We start from the raw sequence: 23,600 nt of genomic DNA, 5'->3' as shown, positions 1-23,600 counted from the left end.
TGAGTGCTAAATTTATGTATATTTATTAATCATAATTCAAAATATGGAAGTACTTTCCAATTTTCAATATAAAAAGCTTTTTCTTCCGAATATTACAGAGAAAATTCTTTCTAATAACGCAGATATACAGCTTTACAGGCTTGAGGATTACCTTAAAGGGATTCTCATGCCTGTAATTCCTTACCGAACTACGTTTAATTTTATCATCTTTATCACCAAAGGACATATTAAACAATACTTGGAGAATCAGGAATTTCAAGCTGAAAAAGGAGGTGTTATTTTTATCAAACAAGGGACAATTACGGCAACGATAGAGTTATCTGATGATGTTGAAGGTTTTTTCTTAGCCTATGAAAATAATATTTTATCTGAACAGGAATTACCAAAGCATAAAACCAGTATTTTCTTTATGCCTCCTTTCCTGAATCTGGATACGCTTACTTACGGAACAATTACACAGCTTTTGACTATTATGGAACAGGAGTTGTGGCTTAATGGATTGAATTTAAATGAAGTAATTGTTACGATGCTTCATCTTATTCTGGTTAAAATATTAAGTACAGATTGCAACAGTCACCATAAATCCGCAACACGTCCCATGGAATTATCGCTTCAGTTTCGGGATATTTTGTTTAAATACCATGTGGCTGAAAAAAGGGTTGCTTTTTATGCTGCTAAATTATCAGTTACCGAAAATTATCTTACCAAATGTGTGAAGAATGTAACCCAAAAGGCTCCCAAACAATGGATTAATGAAATGGATATCAATTACAGTAAAGCATTATTGCATTCAAGTAAAGATATCGCAGAGATTGCTTATGAGCTTAATTTTCATACCGCTTCCCATTTTACTCAGCTTTTTAAAAAAATAGCAGGAATTACTCCTAAAGAATACAGAATTCAATTTTTGAAAGATAAAATAATCCCTACTGAATAAGTATAAAAGGGTAAACAATTTCTTTTTATTAATCGAAAAAGTTTAAATTTAGATACTCTTTTAGAGCTAAGACTTTTAAAGATAAACAATCGATCAATTTACTTTGAAAACATGCTTATAGATATCATTGCTAATAATCTAACGGTTATTTTTTGCGGAATTAATCCCGGTTTAAAATCTTCAGAAGATGGGCATCATTTCTCTGGAAGGAGCAACCGTTTTTGGAAAGTGTTACATGAAGCAGGCTTTACACCTTATCAGATTGAAGCTGTAAATGATAGAAGTTTGTTAGACTTTGGATATGGTTTAACAACAGCTGTGGAAAGGCCAACATCCCGTGCTGATGAACTTTCAAAAGAAGAATTTGATCAAGCTTTTGAACATTTTAAATCAAAAATGACTAAGTTCAATCCAAAATACATTGCTTTTCTAGGTAAAGCAGCTTACAAGGCTTTCTCTGGAAAAAAACAAATTGATTGGGGATTGCAATCTGAAAGTTTTTGTGGTGTTACAGTTTGGGTTCTGCCCAATACAAGTGGCTTGAATCGTGGGTTTTCCCTTGATGATCTTATTATTTCCTATCGTGAATTTTACAATGAAACCAGTACGTTAAAAATGGATCGAATTAATTACTAAATCTGAATTTTGTTTTTACAGTAGTCTTTTTGATTCTAAATAGGCTGTTAATTCCTTTTTTAATTGATTGATATAGGCCTCTTTTCCGTTTTCAATTTTTGGAGCGATGTTTAATGTGTCTTCCGTATTCTCGAAGGTAGATCCCCAAAGTGCCAATTCAATAACAACAGGAATCAGGCTTATTCCTTTTTCGGTAAGACAATATCCTGTACGGGCTTTTCCTGCCAATGGATATTTCATGATGAAGCCATATTTCTCCAGCATTTTTAGTCTGTCAGTCAATATATTCGTAGCGATACCTTCGTCCGATTGTTGAAAATCTCCGAAAGTAGTATACCCTTTTAAGATCATGTCTCTTAAAATAAGCAAGGTCCATTTGTCACCAAAGAAATCCAGTGAAAAGCTTACAGGGCAGGTTGAGCGTTGTGATATATCTTTCATTTAAAAAATCAATTAAAAATTACTTGCAAAATGAAAGTAATTGTATTTATATTTGCACTTGCAATTTGCAACTACAAAATTATGCTTTTGGAAGCATTCATGCAAATGGTATCTCAACTAGAATTAAATAATTAACAATTAAATTGTAAAAACATGGCAAAAGTATTTTTAATAACAGGCGCATCAAGAGGATTTGGAAAAATCTGGGCAGAAACATTTTTAAAAAGAGGTGATAAAGTAATTGCAACCGCAAGAAATACAGACGATCTTAAAGAGTTGGTAGATCAATATGGTGAGAATGTATTTCCATTGCAACTTGATGTAACAGATCGTGAAGCGTGCTTTACAACAGTAAAGAAAGGGAATGAACATTTTGGAAGAATTGATATCTTGATCAATAACGCAGGGTATGGACTTTTTGGAGCGGTAGAAGAAACTACGGAACAACAAGCAAGAGGCCAGATGGAAACCAATTTCTTTGGAACATTATGGATGACACAGGCAGTTCTTCCCATTATGAGAGCTCAAAAATCAGGTCATATTATTCAGGTTTCAAGTTATTTAGGCTTAATTACGTTACCGGTCTTAGGATTATATAATGCCTCTAAATTTGCTGTAGAAGGGTTTAGTGAAACATTGGCAACAGAAGTAGCAGGATTTGGAATTAAAGTATCTTTAGTGGAACCGAATGGATTTAGCACTGATTGGTCAGGAGCTTCCGCGGCTCAAACTGAAGCAATTGATGTATATAATCCAATTAAAGAAGCATTCAAGGCAAGTGCAACACCGGATATTTTTGGAGATCCTGAGGCAACTGCAACAGCAATTGTAAAATTGGTAGATGCTGAAAATCCTCCATTGAGATTATTGCTTGGTAAAATTGCGTATTCAGGAGTTAAAAAAGTATATGAAGAACGTTTGGCTGGCTTTGAAGAATGGAAAGAAGTTTCAGCAGCAGCTCATGGAAAATAAGCTAGATTAATTTTATTTGATATTGTACTACAAATCCCTTTAAATATTTGATTTAAAGGGGTTTGTAGTTTGTTAGTCTTTATTGTTAATATGATAAGCAGATGTGAATTTTGTAGTCATTAGGAATTATTATTCAATTAAAAAATCCAGTAATAATTTATTTGTAAAAAATTCACTACTATTTGAGTTTTTTATTTTATTTTTATAACCGAAAAGAATAATCTTTTAATTGTACCGTCTGTCTAGAGTTTATTGAGGTGAATAGTATTCACTTTTTACTATTTTTTATAGAAAAATAAATTAATAATGTTTTGTTTTTCAATTGAATAGGGTCGGAAACTCTTTGTTGATGTAACCCATCATAGAACTTAATATACCTAATTACAGTTTATTAAACTTTTTTAGGCTAACGGAAGAAAAATCACTCTTTATATAACAAATATATCTTCAGAAAGCTGAAGTTATCAATAATTTAAGGTTAATAGTTAAGCAGTCTTTGAATCGATGATTTAAAGACTGTTTTTTTAGAATTCAATTAAAATTAATATATCATCATGAAAAAACTTTTTAAGTATGCCTTTTTTGTATCAGTCACTTTACTGTCAGCTTCTTGTAGCTCAGATAGAGAAGAGATTATTGAACAAACCACGGGAATCACAACGGTATTCTATAAGGATGCTAACGAATTTGCACTAACCTATGATACTGCAGGAACGGTAAGTCAGACAATTAGAAATCAAGCATTTGATTTATACAAGCAAGGTAAATGGAGTGATCTTGAATTGCTTTTTAAAAGCAATAATCTAAATGGCGGATGGCCTCCTGCCAACGGTGGATACAATATCGTGGATGAAGTTCCTCTTACCGCCGGACAAAAATTTGATAGATATAGTGGTGCTATCGGAAGCTATAATGGAACCGGAATTCCTAATTTAGGAGGAAGTTTTACAAGCCCAATCGTAAACGGATATGTCTATACTTTTAGTCAAAGAGCTTTAAACCAAGCAGAAGATAAGTATGATTTCTACTATGAAATAGATGTTCTGAATAATTTATTATCTTTCAAATCTCAAACGGCTGATGTAATTCCTTGGTTTGGCCAAGTAGGAGGCGGAAAGCAAACGATGTGGAAGATCTCTATTGATCCCGCAACAGGATTTCAGAAAACATGGAATAAGTTGGCGCAAGAAGGATATATAAAAGTAACCATCAAAAAAAGTCCAAGCGGAAAATACAATAACTTAGCAGGAACAGTTATTCAGTAAAAATAAATTCAGATGTATTCAATATCAAAAAAAATAAACATTCTTCAGCAGGCTCTTGTGGTAAAGAATCATTTTATTAATGATGAAGCCATTCCTTCTGCAGTAACAAAATTTACTTGCTGTAATTGTAGTTCTGACAATGCAATAGAGATAAAGCCTTACGAATCGGGATTTCCTATCCTTCAAATTTACAATGAAGAGAAAGTATTGTCTAAGAATGAATTATTAAAAAATAACATGGTTACAGAAACTTCAAATAGGATGTTTCATTTTGGAGAGCTAACATTCCATGATTTGCCCACTCTTTATTTTGGAACAGATTGTACATCTTGCCATTCAAAGTACATCTGCATATTTAATTACGGAGAAAAACAACCGGGCTTAACTTTATTAGAAATTGCAGGGGTGTGGAAGTATGAAGAAGTAGAGTAATAGCTAATATTTAGTACAATTATCAAAAAAATCTGTCTCAGTTATGAGACAGATTTTTTTGCTGTAAAGCAATAGATTATTTTAAGATTCTATTATCATAAAGCAGATTGTCGTCTTCATCAAAACTTATTATAAGTACTTTATATTGTTTTGCACTGTCATTATTATAAAATTTAATCCTTGGAGGGACATAATCACTCTCAAATAAATTAGGATTCCAATATAATGTTTCTCGAGTATCATTTTCAATTTTCGTTGCAGAATTATCGTCTAGCATTTCAATAGGAAATTCTGAAGGTTTATCATAGCCTTTTACTATAGCTAAGTTGTTTTTCTTTGTTTCTTTTCCAGTATTTTTAGATTTCAAACCACCTTTCATAGTATAGATTACTACGGCATCACCTATTAATCCTGATGCTTTTATAATTTTCACCATCGCAATGTTGCTTATAGGAAGACTTGTAATCATAGAAGGATCAGCGGGAGTTTCATCCAAATATAACTTAGCTTGATTACCACGAATGTAAGGTACATTCTCACCCGAGTTGTTTCTTTGAAAGGTTAAACCGGCTGCTCTTCCTTGTAACCAATCTAATATATTAGTGGACCCAGCGGCATGCTGATCTTCATTTACAAAGTCAAATATAGTAGAGTTCATAGAATTAAACATTCCGCTAGACAGTTGTTTGTTTAGTTCTTCTTTTGGATCTTGCTTTTTTCCTACTATTTTTACTTCTTCAATTTGTACATCAATATTCTCCTCTTTTTTGTTATTTTTCTGATTGTTGATAGCTCTGGAGATTGCTATAGGAAGTTTTTTATTCTCAGTAGCTTTCACCAATTTGTATTTTGTATTGGGGAAATTGCCTTTAAATTGTGTAGGATTTATTAGAGGTTCTACGGTGACGAATAAATTGTCTGTACTTGATTCTTTATTTTTTTCTGAATTTACAAATAATGAAACCCCCAATGGTTCATTAAAGTTAAGGTTATCTAAATAAACATACCCATTTTGATCAGTTTTAAATAAGCTAACAGAGGGTGGGTTTTCTCCTAATTTTAATGCTAAAGTTACAGGAGCATCTTTCAGTATGGCATTGTCTTTAATAGGTTTTATTTTATAAGAAAGAAATTTTTGAGAACTGGTTTTAATAGTAGGTACAGCTCCGTTAAGTAAGGAATTCCAGTCAAATCTTTTCCAATTTTCAGAAATAAGTAATGCGTCTAACGCTTCAGGATTAGCATTTTTAGAAAAATATTGAGCTGGTGCATCTATTTTTGTTGTAAAATCTCCTGTTAACCAAAGGCTACTCAATATATTTTCTTCTTCTGGATTGTTATTACCGTTGTCATCACTTACTAAAACGGTATAATTTTTAAAATAAGATTCTGGGGAAAGATCAATGCTATTGAATGATCTTGGCGTTTGTTTTAAATTTTGGCTGATAATATCTGCTTTCTCAATCTTTAGATTATTGGGCTTTATAAAGCAAAGTCTTTGTGCAACTAAATTATCTTGTTCATCAAAAATTGCTAGTTGCAAAACAGCATTGGCACCAGTACTTACTTTTGTAGGAATAAGACTTGAAGCATCATTAGTTAGTTGAGTAATATTTGCTTTATAAGCAAGATGGTTATTGATGGTTCCAACAATTTTATAATTTTGGAGCTGTTGTTTTAAGTTGACTCCTTTTAAACTGTATCTAACACCTTCATTAGAACTGGAAACTTCTAAATTGAGACCGGTACTTGCAACCTGTGGTAAATCTATTGTTTGCTTTTTTCCGGTATTATCTTGAATAATAGCTTGGTATTTTTTTCCTAAGGTTGGAGTGATTTTAAAAGAAGCAACATTTTTATCAAATGATGTAAACGTTGTGATGGATACATTTGGATTTTGTGCGTCTATTATTTTTCCGGTCCAGTTTTCGGGTAAAGAGGTATCACTAGATAATCTTACTGCAAATTTGGTAGGCATCCCGTTGATGAAATTTCCTCCTTCTGGAAAAACTTTAGCAGACCAATTGGGATTTTTAGCAATTTCTAATGTTTCGGTGGCGTTCGGATTGTAAATAGGAATCATTTTAACAATCTGAAAATCTTCACTAAAATTAGTCATATAAGGGGTATAGGCCCTTACGAAGTAAACTTGCTCCGGCAAATTTTCATTCAGTTTAAAATCTCCGCTCCCTTCACCATTGGTTAGAAGTATGGTTTTCCAGTCTATTAATTTTTTATCAGAATTATACAGTTCAACAAATAGAGTGGTAGATAATGCTGTTCGGTTATAACCATCAAATACAAAGCTTTTAAACCAGATTTGGTCACCTGCAACATACTGTGATTTATCAGTAAGTAGATATACTTTTTCTTGTTCGTAATTATTCTCAAGATTCGTAATTGCTTTTTCTAGTTTAGTTTGTGATAATACAGGTTGTACACTTGAAATAAGCAATAAAAAGAATATATTTTTCATAAAGATATTAGCGCATTTTTAATGCTATGCTAAATTACTTATTTAAAAATTTCCAAAATTGATATTTAACTTATAATTTTGAAATTTAAGGAGATTTTAACTAAAAAAATCCACAACTTCTAGAGTTGTGGATTTTACGTAATAATATACTATAATTAAGATTCGGTCTTTAGTAAGCCATAGTTCATTAAATTCGGTTCTTTTCCGAACAAACATGAAAATATGTTTTGGAACTCATGGATGTATTTGCACTTTATAGAATTTCCGTAAATTTTTAAGCCTTCTACGATTTTTCTAGAGCTCAAATCAATATCATACTTGATAAAAGTTTCAGGTCTTTCATATCTGATGCGTTGCTCAGAAGTATATGTTTTTAAAAACCCTAATTTTTCAAGCCATTCTTCAGTGATATCAATAGGTTTAATAGAATCCGCCGGAACTGAAACACTGCGAATGTCATTTTCTATTTTTACAAAATAATCTTTTTCATCATCTTGGAAGATTTCCGTAATCGTAAATATCTGATTTCGGTATTCCACTAAATTTTTAATTTTAAGATCTACAACGTTCATAATATTTTGTTTAAGGTTAAACTCTACTAGAAGTGAGTAATTGGTAATGATAGAGTTGCAAATATTATGCCTTGCACGGTAAATTAATTTAAAGTTTCGTTAATTTATTATTAATATTTTTCTTAAATAATTGGCTTGTTGTTGATAACGATCATTAGGGTGTGTTTTATGGAGTATAAAACGTGGTACTTATGTGGTATTTGATTATTGTATTGATCTTTTGTTGATGGTAAGCGAAAAAGCAAAACCAATTGCAAGAATGAGAAAAATAATAAAAAAGCTCCATGAAGTAGCATGCAGAATGTAGCCCGTGCCACTTCCCAAAATGCTGGAACCAAAATAATAAAAAAGCCAATATATAGAAGTGGCAGATGATTTTCCTTCTTTAGCCCGTAAAGCGGTCATTTGGCTGGCCATTGTATGGGCAGCGAAAAAGGATAGCGTAAATAATCCGAGACCGAAAATAACAATATAAATATGAGAAGAAAGAAGAAGGGAAATTCCTATAATCATAAAAATAATAGAGCCTTTCAAAATGTATTTCTGATCCATTCTCTTTGACAGTCTGCTCGTGATCATAGTTCCGAAAACGCCAAATGTGTACATTAGAAATATAAAGGCAATCAGAAAATGATTCAATGAAAACGGAGCCGATTCTAAACGAAACGTAAGGTAATTATAAACACTTACAAAGCTTCCCATGAGCAGCGAGGCTATAGCAAATAAACGAAGCATATAAGGATCTGATAAAAACCTTTTCATTTGCTTCATTTTCAGGGAATAATCTGTTTTTTGAGGATGGAAAAATTTTGAATTAGGGAAAAACTTCCAAAAGAGTAAACCTAGTATCAAACTTTCTATCCCGATGATGAGTACCGCATTTCTCCACCCCAATTCGCCGGCAATAATGGTTGCTGAGATTCTTCCGCTCATACCACCTATCGTATTTCCGCTGAGATACATGCTGATGGCTAAAGCTACTACCGAAAGTTCAACTTCCTCTGTAAGATAAGCAAGAGCAACTGCTGATACGCCTGAAATAACAAAACCTTTGATGATGCCAATAGCAATCAATAATGGCAGACTTTGAATCCAACTAGAAATAATGGTTAATACCGCAGAAGAAAGCAGTGAAAATATCATCAGTTTTTTTCTGGAATAGCTATCTGCTTTGAAGGCGAAAAAAAACAAACCAATGGCCATTCCTATGGTGGAAGAAGAAACGAGTAGAGAGCTGTCTCCAACTGTAGTATGAAACTGCTCTGCCACCATGGGAAGCAAAGGTTGAAAAAGATATAGCTGGGCAAAAACAGAAAGTCCTGAAAGAAAAATACAGAATTTTATATATCGGAAACGGGTACTTTTTCTATCTGCTTTTTCAGGAATATTCATTATTTATTATCAAGTCTGTTTAAACTAATTTTAAATTTAACCGCAAAAGATTAACACTTTAGTATTTTTAGTTAATTATTAAACCGCTAATAGGGTCACATAAGTTTTAAAAATCTTTGCATATTGAGCGGAGTCGAAATATTATTCTTTTGAGTCGCTTTTGCTTTCTAACAATTAAACAATGTTTAAGAATCTGCGAATAGCTTTTGTACCTTTTGTGGTTAAATAAAAATTTCATCATTAAAACTCTTCTGGAATACCTCCTTTTGCTGAGTTTTTATACTCAATAAAGTTCCTGATATTTTTTTAATTGTTAAAACGCTTTATTTCGATAATATTCATCGTTTAAACCGATTTAGGATGAACTGCTTTATTCCGGAGTTTTGATGGGTTGAATAGTTTGAAGGTATTCAGATGGGGTAATTTTTTCAATTTGTTTAAAAACACGATTGAAAGTAGATTGGTTAGAAAACCCTGCTTCGGTATAAATATACATAAGGGTTACTTTCTCAAGATCATTTTCAGCCAATAGATCTTTAACACAATTGATTCTGTGGGTATTAAGGTAATTATTAAAATTCGGAAAACCGTGCTGTCTTATGGCTTTTGAAATATAAGTGCTGTTAGCTTCCAGTTCTGTAGAGAGTTTTGAGATGTTGAAATTAATGTCTTTATAGGCTTGTTTTTCTGTCATGATCTGTTCTATTTTCTCAAACAGTTCGTCTGCAGATGCTGTATCTTTTTCTATAGACACTGTTATTCTCGGCTCTGATTGTTGTTTTTCTTCAATTTCATGATAGATTTCTTCTCTTCTTATTTTGTCTTTAAAATAGATGATAAGCGAGATTACGGCAACATTGGAAATCACCACAAAAGTATCCGTCATTTTTACATCATCCCTGCTGTGTTCCTGAAAATTAAAATTAAAATTTTTAGAAATAAGATAGCCTAAAATGATAGTAAGAAGAATAAATGAACTGTAGAGGATAACGTATTTTCTTGAAAAAAAAACATAAGCAGCCAAAGGAATAGGCATGAACCATACAAAACTTGCGACAGAGTTATTCCAAAAAGCCAGCATAATATAGAAGTTATAAAACGATGCAAGAATCATGTAGGAATGAATCAGAGCATTGATATTATAGTTCTTGCGAATGATAAAATAAGAGTAGACCATAAAAAACAATCCACCATACAGATACCATGCAATCACTTTATCCGGAATAAAAAATGTAAAAATGAGCGCATAAATAGAAAGAATAGCAGACATTAATATGACATAATAATGAATGAGATCTCTTTTATGTTTCTCTATTTTTTGAAGCTTTATAGAATCTGTAATGATCATTTGTTGTTTAAAAATATTATTTCACTGCTACCAGTTACTTTTTATATCAGTCAAATTTTGAAATTCATTGATGTAAAGTGTTGAATTATAAATTGATATTAATTGTAAGTTGTTTTCGGGTTTTCATTCATGTGTTTAAAAATTGATTTAATGCAGCAGATAACTTTGCACTAAATCCAGATCGAAAAATTTTATTAATACAAAGATAGAAAAGACTTAATAAAATAATGTAATAGATCTGAAATTGTAATCATTATAAATAAAAACAGAGTAAAAAAACATGAATAAAATTAAATTATCGGTATGCAGTTTGGTGTTGAGCTTTTTTTCAGTGGGAGCATATTCGCAAGTAGGCATTAATACAGCTTCTCCTAAGGCAACCTTGGATGTAGTTGGAAAACCTGATATAGCAACCTCAGCAGACGGGGTGATGGCTCCACGAATGACAGGAGATCAGTTGAAAGCAAAGGATTTGGTATATCTTACCGCGCAAACCGGAGCTTTAGTCTATGTTACTCAGCCAGTAAGTTTACCTTCTGTAAAAACAGCAAAAGTTGATAAAGCCGGATATTACATGTACAATGGAGAAACATGGAAATTTGCTTTTGGAGGTGCCAATGATGACATTGTGATTGGAGAGTTGGTGTATTATCACGGTAGTATTCCAGCGAATACTTCTGGAGCCAACATTTTGGCGAGCACGTATCTTAATGATATTCCGGTGCTGGGCGGTGTTGTAAGGCTTGATGCTCAGTTTGACGGGAACTCTTCAGGAACTGGAGCAATAACTACATTTAATCCGCGTCTTTATAATGTTGGCAATTCGGATATCAAAATTTGGGTTTCGGAAATGTCTACCCATACGGGAGATTCTGATAATGGAAATATCAAATTGTCGCCAGGCGCTTACCGCCAGTTTGATGATGGAGTCTATTTATCACAAACCCATAATGAAACTGTAACTTTTGACATCACCATGCAGGAACCGGAACCAAGATGGTATAGAGTATATTATGCATTCAGGGTGGATAATAAATCTACCGCGGGAAGCAGTAATGCAACAACTTCAGATACGAATACAGGAGATAATACGAGAGAACTCTTTTTATCGGTACAAAGACTGTATTAATGATAGCCGGAGAAAGTTGATGGCTTTTTGGCTTTGAATGAAGATCTTTATTTTTGATATATGAATTAAGGTGAAAAGTATAATCTTTAATGTATTTACTGATCACCTTTTTTCTTCTTCTGCATGTTCATCTTTCTTTATCTGGTAAAAGAGCAGATTTCTTTTTGGTCTCCATTTTGATACGTAGAGCTAAACACACAAAAGATGAAAAAAGAAAATTTCTCCCACTTATTGGGTAAAACACGTAATGAAATAAAGAAAGAAATGGGGGATGGGTTTAATTATTTTAATAATCAAATCTGGACCTATGAAGTAGGAACCATTTGGTGGAGACGAAAAATTGTTTTATCACTTATTTTTAATGGCGAAAATGTTTCTGAAATAAAGTTAGATAAAGTTTTTGGCAGATGCTAAAGTTTCTAAATTTGTAAAATGGAACTCAGACAAATTCGATATTTTCTTAAAGCTAAAGAGCTTCTTAATTTTACGGAAGCTGCCAGCCATTTATATATAAGCCAAAGTACACTTTCTCAGCAAATCAAACAGCTTGAAGATGAATTGGGAATTCCTCTGTTTAACAGAATAGGAAAACGTATTGTATTGACGGAAGCAGGTGCTGTATTTTCAGAATATGCGGAAAAAAGTTTGCTTAAATCGCAGGAAGGTTTCTTGGCTTTACGGGATTTGAAAGAATTAAAAAATGGCGAACTTACGATAGGAGTTACCTACGGAATGCGCTCTACTTTAATAGAAGCGCTCATTCGCTTTTCTATACAGTACCCTGGGGTAAGAGTGAATATCGTTTTTGGAACTACTTCTGAATTAATTGAAAAATTAAGCCATTTGGAAGTTGATTTTGCTCTGACTTTTGCAACAGGAGCCCAAGAAAAGATTTTTAATTATATTCCTCTTTTTACTTCGCCAATGACATTGGTAGCTTCAAAAAAATCTGATTTTAAAAATAAAGAAAGCATTACATTAAAAGAAATCACAGAATTACCTTTGGCATTGCCTACAAAAGGATATAGTACTACTAAATTTGTTACGGAAGCTTTTGAAAGCAACAAATTATCACCTCAAATTCTCATTGAAATAAATGATATTCCTACTTTGCTTGAACTCACGAAAAGTGGGAATTGGTTTACCATTTTAGCACAAACAACAGTTACCGAAAAAGATGATCTGCTTACCATCCCGATAAAAGGGAAAAATATGATCCGTACTGCGATGCGTATTTCTTTGAAAGATGCTTATGAAAAAAAAGCAATGACTGTTTTTTACACTTATCTGAATATGTAGTTATTTAATAGTAGCCTATAGCATAAAACCTCCCATAAAATGAGAGGTTAAATAAAAATTGACTGTATATTGAATTTAATTCAATCGTTATTTGTGGTTTTCAAGCCATTGTAGGCGTCGTTCATCCGGAAGGTGCTTTACCTTGAAATTTTCAAAAGTGGCATTAAAACCATTTCCATCCGGGCACGCAGCCATTAAGCCAACCATGACAGGAACGTTGTCCTGTAAATGAGCATTACGCATCATGATATAGTTTTTATCATCAAATGAATAAAAAATCTCAACTGCATCAAGTCTTCTTATGGCTTTTATCCATACAGCAGAAGGTGTTTTGTCTAAAGTAATCACACTCCAGTCACTTGTTGTATGGGTAACAACAGTACTCAAATTATATTTACCATCCACAAATTCAACACCCGCTTTAATATAATGATCTTTGTCTATTCTCAACATCAATCCCATTTGGTCAAATCTTGCATTGTAGTTTCCTGTGATTTTTACTTTCGCTTCAAATTCTCCACCGTAAGTCGTATAATAGAAAGGAGCATCGTCTACAGTGAAGCCATAATGTGAAATTCTCCAGTAATCACTTTGTGGCGTGACAACCATTGATAAAGCGTTGTTTTTAATTTCCCATTTTTCAGGTTCATTGAACCATGTCATCTTTTCTAAAGTTTGAGCAAAACTCTTCTGAACCAGCAGTAGCACGCAAAAACTTAAAATTATTCTCTTCATGATCTTTCTTTATCAGTGTAACTGGATGTAAATTTTTAACTTAGCAAAAGTAAAAGTTTACCGTCTTATCATCAATGATTAAAAATAACCATTTATGGAAATTTTAGATACACTTAATAAAACTCTGTTAAACAAAAATGGGAGTGATTGTTTGTTGGATATTGATATTTACATTCAACAAGCTTCAATGTATGCTCAGATTGAAAACATCGTTTCGGTGTTGAGTGATATGCAGGCTAACAAAAGTTACGTCTTTACTTCGAAGTCTGCTTTGGAGCTAGGTTTGAATTTTAAAGAAAATCCTACCGTTATAGATTCAATTTGGGAAGAAGAAATTTTAAAGAAAATACATCCTGATGATAAGCTGAAAAAATACATCCACGAATTACGTTTTTTTAAATTAATGGATTCTTTCACGCCGGAAAACCGCATCAATCACAATGTAGTATCCCGAATTAGGATGAAGGATAAAAATGATGAATACAGGTTTGTGCAACATCGTATGTTTTATACATATTCCCCTTACAATAACAAGCTGAGGTTTGCACTGTGTTTATACAGCATTTCGCTGGAGCAGTCTGTTCTTTCACCATCAGATTTTTTAATTATTGATTCTTCCAAAGGAGAAGTGGTAGTAGAAGATAAACTGAATTACAAAAATATATTATCTCAAAGAGAATTGGAAGTCTTAAAATTTGTTGGAGAGGGTTTTACAAGTAAAGAAATTGCTGATTTTCTTTTCATCAGTGTGAACACTGTAAGCCGTCATCGTCAGAACATTTTAGAGAAATTAAATGTGAAGAATTCTATAAAAGCATTTAATGATAGTTTTTCTGGATTATGATAGTTAATTTAATATTAATTTAATATTTCGGTGATTTATTTTTGTTAAATAATCATATATTGTTATAAATAATTAAATATTTCAAGTCGAAGTGAGATGATTACGAAGATTGTTGTCTTTTTTTATCCTGTTTTGTTGAATTATTTTGTTTTTTTTTAATCTTTTTTTAGTGAAATATACCTCATTTTTGAGTGTTAAAATTAATGCTAAAACGTTGTGGTAGAAGTGGAAAGCGTTGATTCTCAAATTATATGGTTCAAATATTGTATGCATAGCAAAATTTAATGGGAAATTAAAAGTCTTCAAGGTGAAATAATCCTATATTTGTTATTTAAACAGCTAACGAAATTAAGGATGAAAATTAACTTTACAACAGCCACTTTTAGGGATTTTGAAAATATCCCAGATTACAACATCTCTCAAAGAGCAGAAATCTTTTACGAATTTTTAGAGTACATGAAATCTAACGGTCATATGAACTATAGATTGAAAAATACAACAGGAACTAATTCTTTGGTTCATGTAAATATTGCCAATCAGGATAGAGAATATGTAAGTTTTGTTTCTAGTGATTACTTAGGGTTTACACAGCATCCCAAAGTAAAGCAGGCAGCGATTGAAGGGATAGAGAAATACGGAACCGGAACCGGGGCTACGCCGCTTATTGGTGGGTATTTTGACTATCATAATGACCTTGAGAAAAAAATATCTTCTTTTTTTGGCAGAAATCAAGAAGAAGCTGTAGTTTTTACTACCGGATATACCGCTAATAGTGCTACATTGCAATGTCTGATGCAAAAAGAAGATATTGCTATTTTAGATATGGCGGTACACGCAAGTGTGCATGAAGGATGTGCTTATACCAATAAAAAAACCTTCCCTCACAACAATTTAGAAGCTTTGGAACACATTTTGAAGACTTCTGAAAACCTTTATCGCACAAAACTCGTAGTTATAGATGGAGTATATTCACAGGATGGAGATACTTCTCACGTAAAAGAGATTTATGCGTTGGTAAAAAAGTATAATGCTTTTTTAATGGTTGATGATGTACATGGAGTAGGAATTTTAGGGGAAAGAGGAAGAGGAACATTGGAAGAGGCTGATTTATTACACGAAGTGGATATTATCACAGGAACCTTTAGTAAGACTTTTGGTAATTTGGGAGGATATGTTATTGCAGATAAAAAAATAGCTGCAATTTTAAGATTCCAATCTCGTCAACAGATTTTTTCTGCAACGGCACCGCCTTCTTCAGCAGGAATCATTAAGGCTATTGATTTGATTGATGAAGAACCTATATGGAGACAGAAGCTTTGGGAGAATATAAATTACTTCAAAAAAGGGTTGGATGACTTGGGGCTAGACACGGGAATTACACGTTCTGCCATAGTTCCTGTAAAAATTGGTGATCCTAATGTAACAGGAGACGTCGGAAGACTACTCATTGAACGGGGAATTTATACAAACCCAATTTTATATCCTGCTGTTCCAAGAAAAGATGCACGTATCAGAATGAGTGTAATGGCTAGACATGAGAAAGAACATCTTGATAAAACGCTAAATGCGTTTGAAGATATAAACAAAAAATTGCATATTGCAAAAAAATAAAATAATACGAGTATTATGCCCAGAAAAGTAGTGCAAGGCCCTATCAGGGACAAAGAAAAAACTAAACAAAAATTACTTGCCGCAGTTGGTAAAATTTTAAGAGTAAAAGGTTACTCAGGTTTAAAAGTAAGTAAGATTGCAGCCGTTGCAGGTTTCGACAAAAAACTTATCTATGAATATTTTGGAAGTACTGATAAGTTAATTGATGAATATATCAAATCTCAGGATTATTGGACGAAATTCAATCAGACTGAAGATGTAGATCTTTCCGATGGTGGTCAAGAGCTATCTAAAATAGCGGTACTAAACCAGTTTGAAAATCTGAAAAAGAACAAAGAACTTCAGAAGATTATTCTTTGGGAACTTTCAGAAAGTAAACCTATTCTTAGAAAACTAGTAGAGCAACGTGAAGAAGTGGGAGATGTGTTGTTTCAGCATATTACAGATCCTCATTTTGGTGAAGATGCTACTAGGTACCGAGCAATTATGGCTTTAATTATTTCTGGCGCATATTACTTAAATCTTTATACAGGCTACAACGCAAACAAGTTTTGCGGAATTGATATGAAAACTGACGAAGGTAGAGCCGAGATTGAAAAAGCAATTGTTGAATTAATAGACTTTGCATACGCAAAAAAATAAATTGTTAAAAATTTTCCATTTGTGAAAAACTTAAATTTGGCGAAATTTTGAAAACTTAAATTTTCAGATTAGAACTATATTTCTTATTTTTGACCAATGGAAAATTTTATCGTATCCGCAAGAAAATATCGTCCTCAAGAGTTTAATACTGTTGTTGGGCAATCTCATATTACAGATACGTTAGAACATGCAATTGAAGAAAATCAGTTGGCACAAGCATTACTGTTTTGTGGACCTCGAGGCGTTGGTAAGACTACATGTGCCAGAATTCTGGCAAGAAAGATCAACGAGAAAGATGGTTCCGTTTCAGAAGATGGCTTTGCGTACAATATCTATGAATTGGATGCAGCATCCAACAACTCTGTTGATGATATCAGAGAGTTGATAGATCAGGTACGTTTTGCACCTCAGGTTGGTAAATACAAAGTATATATCATAGATGAGGTACATATGTTGTCTTCTGCAGCCTTCAATGCTTTCCTTAAGACGCTGGAAGAACCTCCTGCGCATGCAATTTTTATTTTGGCAACAACTGAAAAGCATAAAATTATTCCAACAATTTTATCGCGTTGTCAGATTTATGATTTCAAAAGAATTGTGATTGAAGATATTCAGTCACATCTTAGAACTATTGCTCAGAAAGAGAATATTCAATATGAAGATGATGCTTTATATTTAATTGCTCAAAAAGCAGACGGTGCTTTGAGGGATGCTCTTTCTATTTTCGACAGGCTTTCTACATTTTCTCAGAAAAATATTACCTTGGCAAAAGCTGCTGAAGTGCTTAATATTTTAGATTACGATCAGTATCTTACGATTGTAGATTTTGCGAAAGAAAATAAAATACCTGAGGTACTTTTTGCTTTTAATGAAATTGTAAAAAAAGGTTTTGATCCGCATATCTTTATTGCCGGACTGGGAAATCATTTCAGAGATCTTATGATGGCTCAAAATACTACAACAATAGATTTGATTGAAGTAGGGGAGAAAACAAAAGCCAAATTTGTTGAGCAGGCCCGGAAATGGAATGCCCAACAATTAATAGACGCTATTGAGATTTGCAACCATGCGGATATTAATTATAAAAATTCTAAAAATCCAAGACTTACAGTTGAAATTGCTTTAATGCAATTGGCTTCTTTAACGGCTAATGTAGACGTTACAAAAAAAAAAAGTTCTTAATACTGGCGCCATTCCTTCATGAAAAAATTGAAGTAGCCATTCCGCAAAAACCACAGGAAAAGAAAGAAGAACCAGTTGTAAAATCTACTGCTCCAGAATCTCCAGAGGAAGTTGTTATTAAGAAAACTTCCAAACCATTATCAAGACAAAGTGCGTCTTCCGGCTTCAGCATCAATTCTTTTATGAACAAAGAAGAGAAGGTAGAAAAAAAGGAAGATGAAAATCTTGCGATTAAAACAGACGATCTTCCAAAAAATCATTTTACCGAAACTGATTTACAAATGGAATGGAATTTGCTACTAAAACAAATGCAATCCAAGAATACATTTGTTTTTAATGCTATTAAGGCTTTTAAATTAGTTAAAATAGATGAGCATAATATTCAGGTTTCTTATCCTTCAGACTCTGCAAAAGTAGAATTTGATAAGATAAGCGGAGAGTTTTTTAATCATTTCAAAAGAAAAGTACATAATTATTCTATTGAAATTGAATACAAAAGAGACTTCGAAAGCCTTAAAATTGAGGTTGTTACAAAAAAAAGTATATTTGAAAAGTTCATTGAGAAAAATCCTTTGTTGAAAGATCTTGATGATTTAATGAAGTTTGATTTGTCATAATTTTATATATTTGCAAAGTCAATTTGTTTAAAAATAACTTTTCGACATCAAATAAATTATTATTTAATAGCTAGAAATAAAAGATTCACACCATAAAAGTGGAACAAATTATCTCACATAAACCTAACTCTAAAAACCTTTTTGGTTTTGCAACTGCTGATTTTTTTAGCAGTTATTTTGGTTTATCGTTTAGCTATCTTAGAAATTTTAGAGAGTATTATCGATTTTATTGGTATAGCTAACTAAATTTCTTTCTCAAAAAATAATACAAGGAATAATTTGATTTTCTATCATCATTCCTTCTCCCACTAAATTTTTTTAACGGCATTTTTTGAAAGAAATTATAAAGAAAACTTTATAAGGAAAGACCTGTTTGTATATAATACTGAAATAAATTAACAATAAAATAAATTAACAATATGAATTTAAGTGATTTAAAAAACGATTGGATTAACGAGTTCCCACAACCAATGATGATTGCAGGGCCATGTAGTGCAGAAAGTGAAGCGCAAATGTTGGAAACAGCAAGGAGAATTAAAGAAACAGGTGCACAGGTTCCTATCTTCCGTGCAGGAATTTGGAAGCCGCGTACAAAACCGAACGGATTTGAAGGAGTTGGAGTAATTGGTCTTAACTGGCTAAAGAAAGTAAAAGAAGAATACGGTTTCAAAACAGCGACAGAAGTTGCTAATGCTCATCACGTTTTCGCTGCATTGGAAGCTGATGTTGATATCCTTTGGATCGGAGCACGTTCTACAGTTAACCCATTTACTGTTCAGGAAATTGCAATGGCATTGAGAGGAACAAATAAAACAGTTTTGGTGAAAAATCCGGTAAATCCAGATTTGGCATTATGGATCGGAGCATTAGAAAGATTATTAGGACAGGGTATTGAAAACCTAGGAGCGATACACAGAGGTTTTTCTACTTACCAAAAAACAAAATACAGAAACAATCCAAACTGGCAGATTGCATTAGATTTCAAGAGTCAGTTTCCGAATATCCCGATGTTGATTGACCCTTCTCACATCTGTGGAAACAGAACAGGATTGGCAGATATCACACAGGAGGCAATGAACGTTGGTTACCAAGGTGCTATCATCGAGTCTCACTGTAATCCTGATGAAGCTTGGAGCGATGCATCGCAACAAATTACGCCAGAAGTATTAGCTGAATTAATTGGAAATCTTAAAGTAAGAAATTCAGGATTGGCAGGATTTGATGGTGAAATGGGAAGACACAGAACATTGATTTCTGATCTGGATTTCCAATTGATTGAACTTCTTTCTCAAAGAATGAAGATTTCTGAAAAAATTGGTAAACTTAAGAAAGAGAATGATATCGCTATTTTCCAACCGGAACGTTGGAAAGTAATCACAGAATACGCTAATCAAAAAGCAAAAGAAACAGGAATGTCTCAGGAGTTTATTGAGAAAGTTTTCAAAGCAATTCACGAAGAGTCTATTGAAGTACAGAATAGCATCATGATTGATAGAAAATAGATACAGGAAATAAAACTTTAGGGCTTAGAATTTAGGGAACTTTAAAATGTAATATTTTATTATTTACTAAATTCTAGGCCCTAATTCCCTATATTTGCACCATCTTAATATATGAAAGGAAAAATCATTAAATCTACAGGAAGTTGGTATCAGGTTTTAGAAATGGAAACCGATAGAATTTTCGAGGCCAGAATTCGAGGCAAATTCAAATTAATCAAAACAAGATTAACCAATCCGCTTGCTGTAGGAGATTTTGTGGAGTTTCAACTGGAGCAGGATGATGTTGCTTGGATCACTAAAATAGACCAACGAAGAAATTACCTAATCAGAAAATCTGTCAACCTTTCAAAAGAAGCCCACATTATTGCCTCTAATATTGATGTGGCGTGTTTTATTTTTACCTTAAAACATCCTGAAACATCTCTTGGGTTCTTAGATCGATTTTTAGCATGTTGTGAAGCATACAATATCGAGCCTTTGATTTTATTCAATAAAATGGACGTGCTTCATGATGAGGAAATAGAATTGGTAAAAGATATTGAGTTTCTTTATCAGGAGATAGGATATAATTCTTTGGAAATTTCGTCTTATTCTCAATTGAATTTAGATGATCTTCAAATACTTCTAAAAGATAAAACTTCTGTTTTCTTCGGACATTCGGGTTGTGGAAAATCTACTTTGGTAAATGCATTGCAACCAGGATTGAATTTAAAGACTTCTGAAATCTCAGATACACACCTTAAAGGAAAACATACCACTACTTTTGCTCAGATGCATTTCTGGAACTTTGGCGGAAATGTTATTGACACTCCCGGAGTTCGTGAGTTTGCAATGATTGATATTGAAAAAGAAGAAGTACAACATTATTTTCCGGAAATCTTTAGAAAGAGAAAAGAATGTAAGTTTCATAATTGCATGCATATTAATGAACCAAAATGTGCTGTTCTTGATGCATTGGAAACAGGTGAAATTCAGCATTCAAGATATTCTACTTATATAAAGCTGATGGATGAGGCAGATGAATTAGCCCAAAAATAATCCCTTTATGAGTTCAGGAAAAGAAATTCCTATCCATAATCTAACCTTTGAGAAGTTTAAAGTGATGACCTTAGATAATGGTCATCCTGAAAATTTTCATGATGTCCATCGTCACAATTTTTTTGAAATCATCTGGTTTCAGAAGACTCATGAAAACACTAGGTTAGAGCTAGACTTTAAGGAATATTCTATTAAGGATAATCATATTTGTATTATTGCGCCAGGACAAGTTTTTAATATGAAACTGCGTGGCGAGAAAGGTTTTGTTTTTGCGATAAGTAGAGAGATTTTTCAGGAAGTTTCTGAAGTTGAAGTTATTCTAGAAAGCGGAACGCAGCCTTTTTTATTAGATCCTAAAAGTTCTGAAACCTGCCAGACTATTACAGAACTCATCACACAGGAATATCAAGAAAGTTCACGAATCAATGTAATAAAAGCTTATTTGAAAGCTTTCTGTATCATTATTACCGACCAGCTAATTACCTCGGAGGATATGAATAATGACAGGTTAAGAATTCAGCAGCTTATTCCCCTTATTGAAGAACATTATACTGTACAGAAAGACACGGCATTTTATGCAGAAAGATTAAATGTAAGTGCACATCATCTTAATGACATTATTCGTATTTCCAGAGGTACTACAGTGAAAAAAATGATTAGCCAAAGGCTTTTGCTTGAGGCTAAAAGAGAGTTGAGCTTTGGAGCTTTAACGGTAAAAGAAGTAGCTTTTAAATTAGGATTTAATGATGCTTCTTATTTTTCACGTTTCTTTAAAAAACATACTGGCATTAATCCTGAACAGTTTAAAAATTCTGTTATTTAAGTTTAAAAATACTCAAAAATAATCCTCAGTTTGTGCTTTACTTCCCTCAGTTCTTGTATGGAAAGCTATCCTTTTTTAAAGGAATTTTGCCAGCTGAAAAGCCTTCATGCAGTTGGTTAATGATTTAAAAATTCTTTATGAGAAACTTAAGTATTATTGTTTTTATTCTTGCTCTTTTAAATACCCTCGAATCGTTGAGCATCGATCTATATTTGCCTGCCTTTCCTTTGATGGCGCAAATTTTCCAGACTGATATAGGGCATATTCAAATATCAATTTCTATATTTTTTGCAGGTTTTGCGATAGGCCAGTTATTATGGGGGCCTTTATCTGACAAAAAAGGAAGAAAGCCAATATTGTATATTGGTTTGATTCTTTTTATTATTGGTGCTGTAGCTATTTATTTCACCACTAATATTTTTGTCTTGTGGGGCATGCGCTTTTTACAGGCTTTTGGTGGAAGTGCCGGAATTGTAATTGGAAGGGCTATTGTAATTGATCTTTATGACAAAGAAAAAGCGGTGACTATTTTTTCTAAACAATCCCAAATAAGCGGCATTGCGCCTATTGTAGCTCCCTTGTTGGGAAGTGTCTTTCTAAGATTCTGGGGATGGAATAGTGCTTTTGGTTTTTTAAGCATTTTAGGAGCTTTAACGCTACTTTTGGTCATTAAATATATTCCGGAAACGAATTCAAGAATTACTTCTCCGGATACCGCAGTAGACGAAACAAAATTAAAAGATCAGTTAAAACAAATAATTTCTAATAAAGATTTTATTGCTAATACAGTGATTGGAAGTATTGCTTTTGCTTCCCTGATTATTTATATCTCGAATGCTCCTTTATTATTTATGGAAATCCATGGTTTTTCTAGTGAGGTTTTCAGTTTTATATTTGCATTTAATTCATTAGCCTTAATATTTGCTGCTTTCATAACTCCAAAATTAATACGTAGAATAAAAGATACAAAAATATTATTGGCAGCCACAGTACTTTTGGTTTCTACTAATGGTCTGCATTTCTTTATTTCTGCTTATCATCTGCCGGTAAGTTTAGAAATCTCTATGTTGTTTCTATCCTTAATTGCAATAGGACTTTTATTTCCCATTACAACAGGTCATGCTTTGTCACCTTTTAAGGAAGGACGAGGTACAGCAGCAGCATTAATGGGCTTTACGCAGTTAATGATTACTTTCTTGATGTCTGGATTGGTGGGGTTTTTAGAATCAAAATCAATCATGCCTATGATTATTACCCGCATCTTACTTGGAATAATAGCAATGGGCTTTGCATGTAAAATCTATTATAAAAAGAAAGAGATGGCATAAAATATGACAATTGGTTATAATTTGTGACAGAATGTGTAATAGCTGTCATAAAAAATAGGGTATAAGGCAGAATATTCTGTTATTTTTCCTTGAAAATAAAATTAGACACAGAATCATTTTTATCTCATTGCTTTAAAAAGAAGCTAAATGATAAAGATTTTTTAATCGATTATTTTTTTTGTAATAAATATGATAAGTCTTGTCTGAAAATAGGGGAAATAAAAAACCCAGCCGAAGCTGGGTAAAAACTAATAACCATGAAAACTCAAATTAAACATGAGAATCGGAATAGAATAAACAATTACTGTGCCAACATTTTTTGATGTATCTTAATAAAAGTTATTTTTATGTTAAAAAAAAATTAAAATTAAAATCAAAA

At 32.7% G+C, this 23,600-nt stretch carries 24 protein-coding genes; 17 read left to right on the top strand and 7 right to left on the bottom strand.

Annotated elements, in window-relative coordinates:
* Positions 1-43: 43 nt before the first annotated feature.
* Entirely contained in the window at positions 44-937 is an 894-nt protein-coding gene (locus BUB80_RS09320; protein WP_073292660.1) for a helix-turn-helix domain-containing protein, read from the top strand.
* Between the two features lie 111 nt (positions 938-1,048).
* Entirely contained in the window at positions 1,049-1,573 is a 525-nt protein-coding gene (gene mug / locus BUB80_RS09315) for a G/U mismatch-specific DNA glycosylase (RefSeq protein ID WP_073292659.1), read from the top strand.
* A 15-nt stretch (positions 1,574-1,588) separates the two neighbouring features.
* On the opposite strand, the gene BUB80_RS09310 is transcribed toward mug, so the two are convergent.
* A complete protein-coding gene (locus tag BUB80_RS09310; protein WP_073292658.1) occupies positions 1,589-2,014 on the bottom strand; it encodes a winged helix-turn-helix transcriptional regulator in 426 nt (141 codons plus the stop codon).
* 153 nt (positions 2,015-2,167) lie between these two features.
* Here BUB80_RS09310 and BUB80_RS09305 point away from each other — a divergent pair, with 153 nt between their 5' ends.
* From BUB80_RS09305 to BUB80_RS09295, 3 genes are all read left to right on the top strand, one after another.
* Entirely contained in the window at positions 2,168-2,986 is an 819-nt protein-coding gene (locus tag BUB80_RS09305) for an SDR family oxidoreductase (protein ID WP_073292657.1), read from the top strand.
* 554 nt (positions 2,987-3,540) lie between these two features.
* A complete protein-coding gene (locus BUB80_RS09300; RefSeq protein WP_073292656.1) occupies positions 3,541-4,251 on the top strand; it encodes a glycohydrolase toxin TNT-related protein in 711 nt (236 codons plus the stop codon).
* A 12-nt stretch (positions 4,252-4,263) separates the two neighbouring features.
* On the top strand, positions 4,264-4,683 hold the full coding sequence (locus BUB80_RS09295) for a hypothetical protein (protein WP_073292655.1): 420 nt from the start codon (positions 4,264-4,266) through the stop codon (positions 4,681-4,683).
* A gap of 76 nt (positions 4,684-4,759) precedes the next feature.
* Here BUB80_RS09295 and BUB80_RS09290 read toward each other — a convergent pair whose 3' ends face one another.
* From BUB80_RS09290 to BUB80_RS09275, 4 genes are all read right to left on the bottom strand, one after another.
* The gene (locus tag BUB80_RS09290) at positions 4,760-7,159 is read right to left on the bottom strand and encodes an alpha-2-macroglobulin family protein (protein WP_073292654.1); all 2,400 of its coding nucleotides are present in this window, start codon (positions 7,157-7,159) and stop codon (positions 4,760-4,762) included.
* 155 nt (positions 7,160-7,314) lie between these two features.
* Positions 7,315-7,731 (bottom strand): hypothetical protein, encoded by a 417-nt coding sequence (locus tag BUB80_RS09285; protein WP_054508669.1) that lies wholly within the window; start codon positions 7,729-7,731, stop codon positions 7,315-7,317.
* A gap of 204 nt (positions 7,732-7,935) precedes the next feature.
* Complete coding sequence (locus BUB80_RS09280; protein WP_073292653.1) at positions 7,936-9,123, bottom strand: MFS transporter; 1,188 nt, start codon at positions 9,121-9,123, stop codon at positions 7,936-7,938.
* 370 nt (positions 9,124-9,493) lie between these two features.
* The gene (locus tag BUB80_RS09275; RefSeq protein WP_073292652.1) at positions 9,494-10,471 is read right to left on the bottom strand and encodes a helix-turn-helix domain-containing protein; all 978 of its coding nucleotides are present in this window, start codon (positions 10,469-10,471) and stop codon (positions 9,494-9,496) included.
* Positions 10,472-10,751: 280 nt separating this feature from the next.
* Here BUB80_RS09275 and BUB80_RS09270 point away from each other — a divergent pair, with 280 nt between their 5' ends.
* From BUB80_RS09270 to BUB80_RS09260, 3 genes are all read left to right on the top strand, one after another.
* Positions 10,752-11,600 (top strand): hypothetical protein, encoded by an 849-nt coding sequence (locus tag BUB80_RS09270; protein ID WP_073292651.1) that lies wholly within the window; start codon positions 10,752-10,754, stop codon positions 11,598-11,600.
* 204 nt (positions 11,601-11,804) lie between these two features.
* Entirely contained in the window at positions 11,805-12,014 is a 210-nt protein-coding gene (locus BUB80_RS09265; protein ID WP_073292650.1) for a hypothetical protein, read from the top strand.
* Between the two features lie 18 nt (positions 12,015-12,032).
* Entirely contained in the window at positions 12,033-12,899 is an 867-nt protein-coding gene (locus BUB80_RS09260; RefSeq protein WP_073292649.1) for a LysR substrate-binding domain-containing protein, read from the top strand.
* 87 nt (positions 12,900-12,986) lie between these two features.
* On the opposite strand, the gene BUB80_RS09255 is transcribed toward BUB80_RS09260, so the two are convergent.
* Entirely contained in the window at positions 12,987-13,634 is a 648-nt protein-coding gene (locus BUB80_RS09255; RefSeq protein ID WP_073292648.1) for a DUF1349 domain-containing protein, read from the bottom strand.
* Positions 13,635-13,728: 94 nt separating this feature from the next.
* On the opposite strand from BUB80_RS09255, the gene BUB80_RS09250 reads away from it, so the two are divergent.
* From BUB80_RS09250 to dnaX, 4 genes are all read left to right on the top strand, one after another.
* Complete coding sequence (locus tag BUB80_RS09250) at positions 13,729-14,478, top strand: response regulator transcription factor (protein WP_073292647.1); 750 nt, start codon at positions 13,729-13,731, stop codon at positions 14,476-14,478.
* A 354-nt stretch (positions 14,479-14,832) separates the two neighbouring features.
* The gene (locus BUB80_RS09245) at positions 14,833-16,089 is read left to right on the top strand and encodes an aminotransferase class I/II-fold pyridoxal phosphate-dependent enzyme (RefSeq protein WP_073292646.1); all 1,257 of its coding nucleotides are present in this window, start codon (positions 14,833-14,835) and stop codon (positions 16,087-16,089) included.
* Between the two features lie 15 nt (positions 16,090-16,104).
* Complete coding sequence (locus tag BUB80_RS09240; protein ID WP_073292645.1) at positions 16,105-16,731, top strand: TetR/AcrR family transcriptional regulator; 627 nt, start codon at positions 16,105-16,107, stop codon at positions 16,729-16,731.
* A gap of 96 nt (positions 16,732-16,827) precedes the next feature.
* Positions 16,828-17,913 carry a DNA polymerase III subunit gamma/tau gene (gene dnaX / locus BUB80_RS09235; RefSeq protein ID WP_073292644.1) on the top strand — a complete coding sequence of 362 codons (1,086 nt, stop codon included), beginning with the start codon at positions 16,828-16,830 and terminating at the stop codon, positions 17,911-17,913.
* A gap of 16 nt (positions 17,914-17,929) precedes the next feature.
* Here the strand turns inward: dnaX and BUB80_RS23610 are convergent, their stop codons facing one another.
* Positions 17,930-18,085 carry a hypothetical protein gene (locus tag BUB80_RS23610; RefSeq protein ID WP_175549589.1) on the bottom strand — a complete coding sequence of 52 codons (156 nt, stop codon included), beginning with the start codon at positions 18,083-18,085 and terminating at the stop codon, positions 17,930-17,932.
* A gap of 10 nt (positions 18,086-18,095) precedes the next feature.
* Between BUB80_RS23610 and BUB80_RS09230 the strand changes: the two genes are divergently transcribed.
* From BUB80_RS09230 to BUB80_RS09210, 5 genes are all read left to right on the top strand, one after another.
* Positions 18,096-18,530, top strand: a complete 435-nt coding sequence (locus BUB80_RS09230; protein WP_228433747.1) for a hypothetical protein — start codon at positions 18,096-18,098, stop codon at positions 18,528-18,530.
* A 419-nt stretch (positions 18,531-18,949) separates the two neighbouring features.
* Complete coding sequence (locus BUB80_RS09225) at positions 18,950-20,032, top strand: chorismate mutase (protein ID WP_073292643.1); 1,083 nt, start codon at positions 18,950-18,952, stop codon at positions 20,030-20,032.
* Positions 20,033-20,143: 111 nt separating this feature from the next.
* The gene (gene rsgA / locus BUB80_RS09220; protein WP_073292642.1) at positions 20,144-21,070 is read left to right on the top strand and encodes a ribosome small subunit-dependent GTPase A; all 927 of its coding nucleotides are present in this window, start codon (positions 20,144-20,146) and stop codon (positions 21,068-21,070) included.
* A gap of 7 nt (positions 21,071-21,077) precedes the next feature.
* Positions 21,078-21,893 (top strand): AraC family transcriptional regulator, encoded by an 816-nt coding sequence (locus tag BUB80_RS09215; RefSeq protein ID WP_073292641.1) that lies wholly within the window; start codon positions 21,078-21,080, stop codon positions 21,891-21,893.
* A 137-nt stretch (positions 21,894-22,030) separates the two neighbouring features.
* Entirely contained in the window at positions 22,031-23,221 is a 1,191-nt protein-coding gene (locus BUB80_RS09210) for a multidrug effflux MFS transporter (protein ID WP_073292640.1), read from the top strand.
* The last annotated feature ends 379 nt before the right edge of the window (positions 23,222-23,600 follow it).

This window comes from Chryseobacterium polytrichastri (assembly GCF_900142445.1).
Classification (GTDB): domain Bacteria; phylum Bacteroidota; class Bacteroidia; order Flavobacteriales; family Weeksellaceae; genus Chryseobacterium; species Chryseobacterium polytrichastri.
This window is presented reverse-complemented; position numbering and strand designations above follow the sequence as displayed.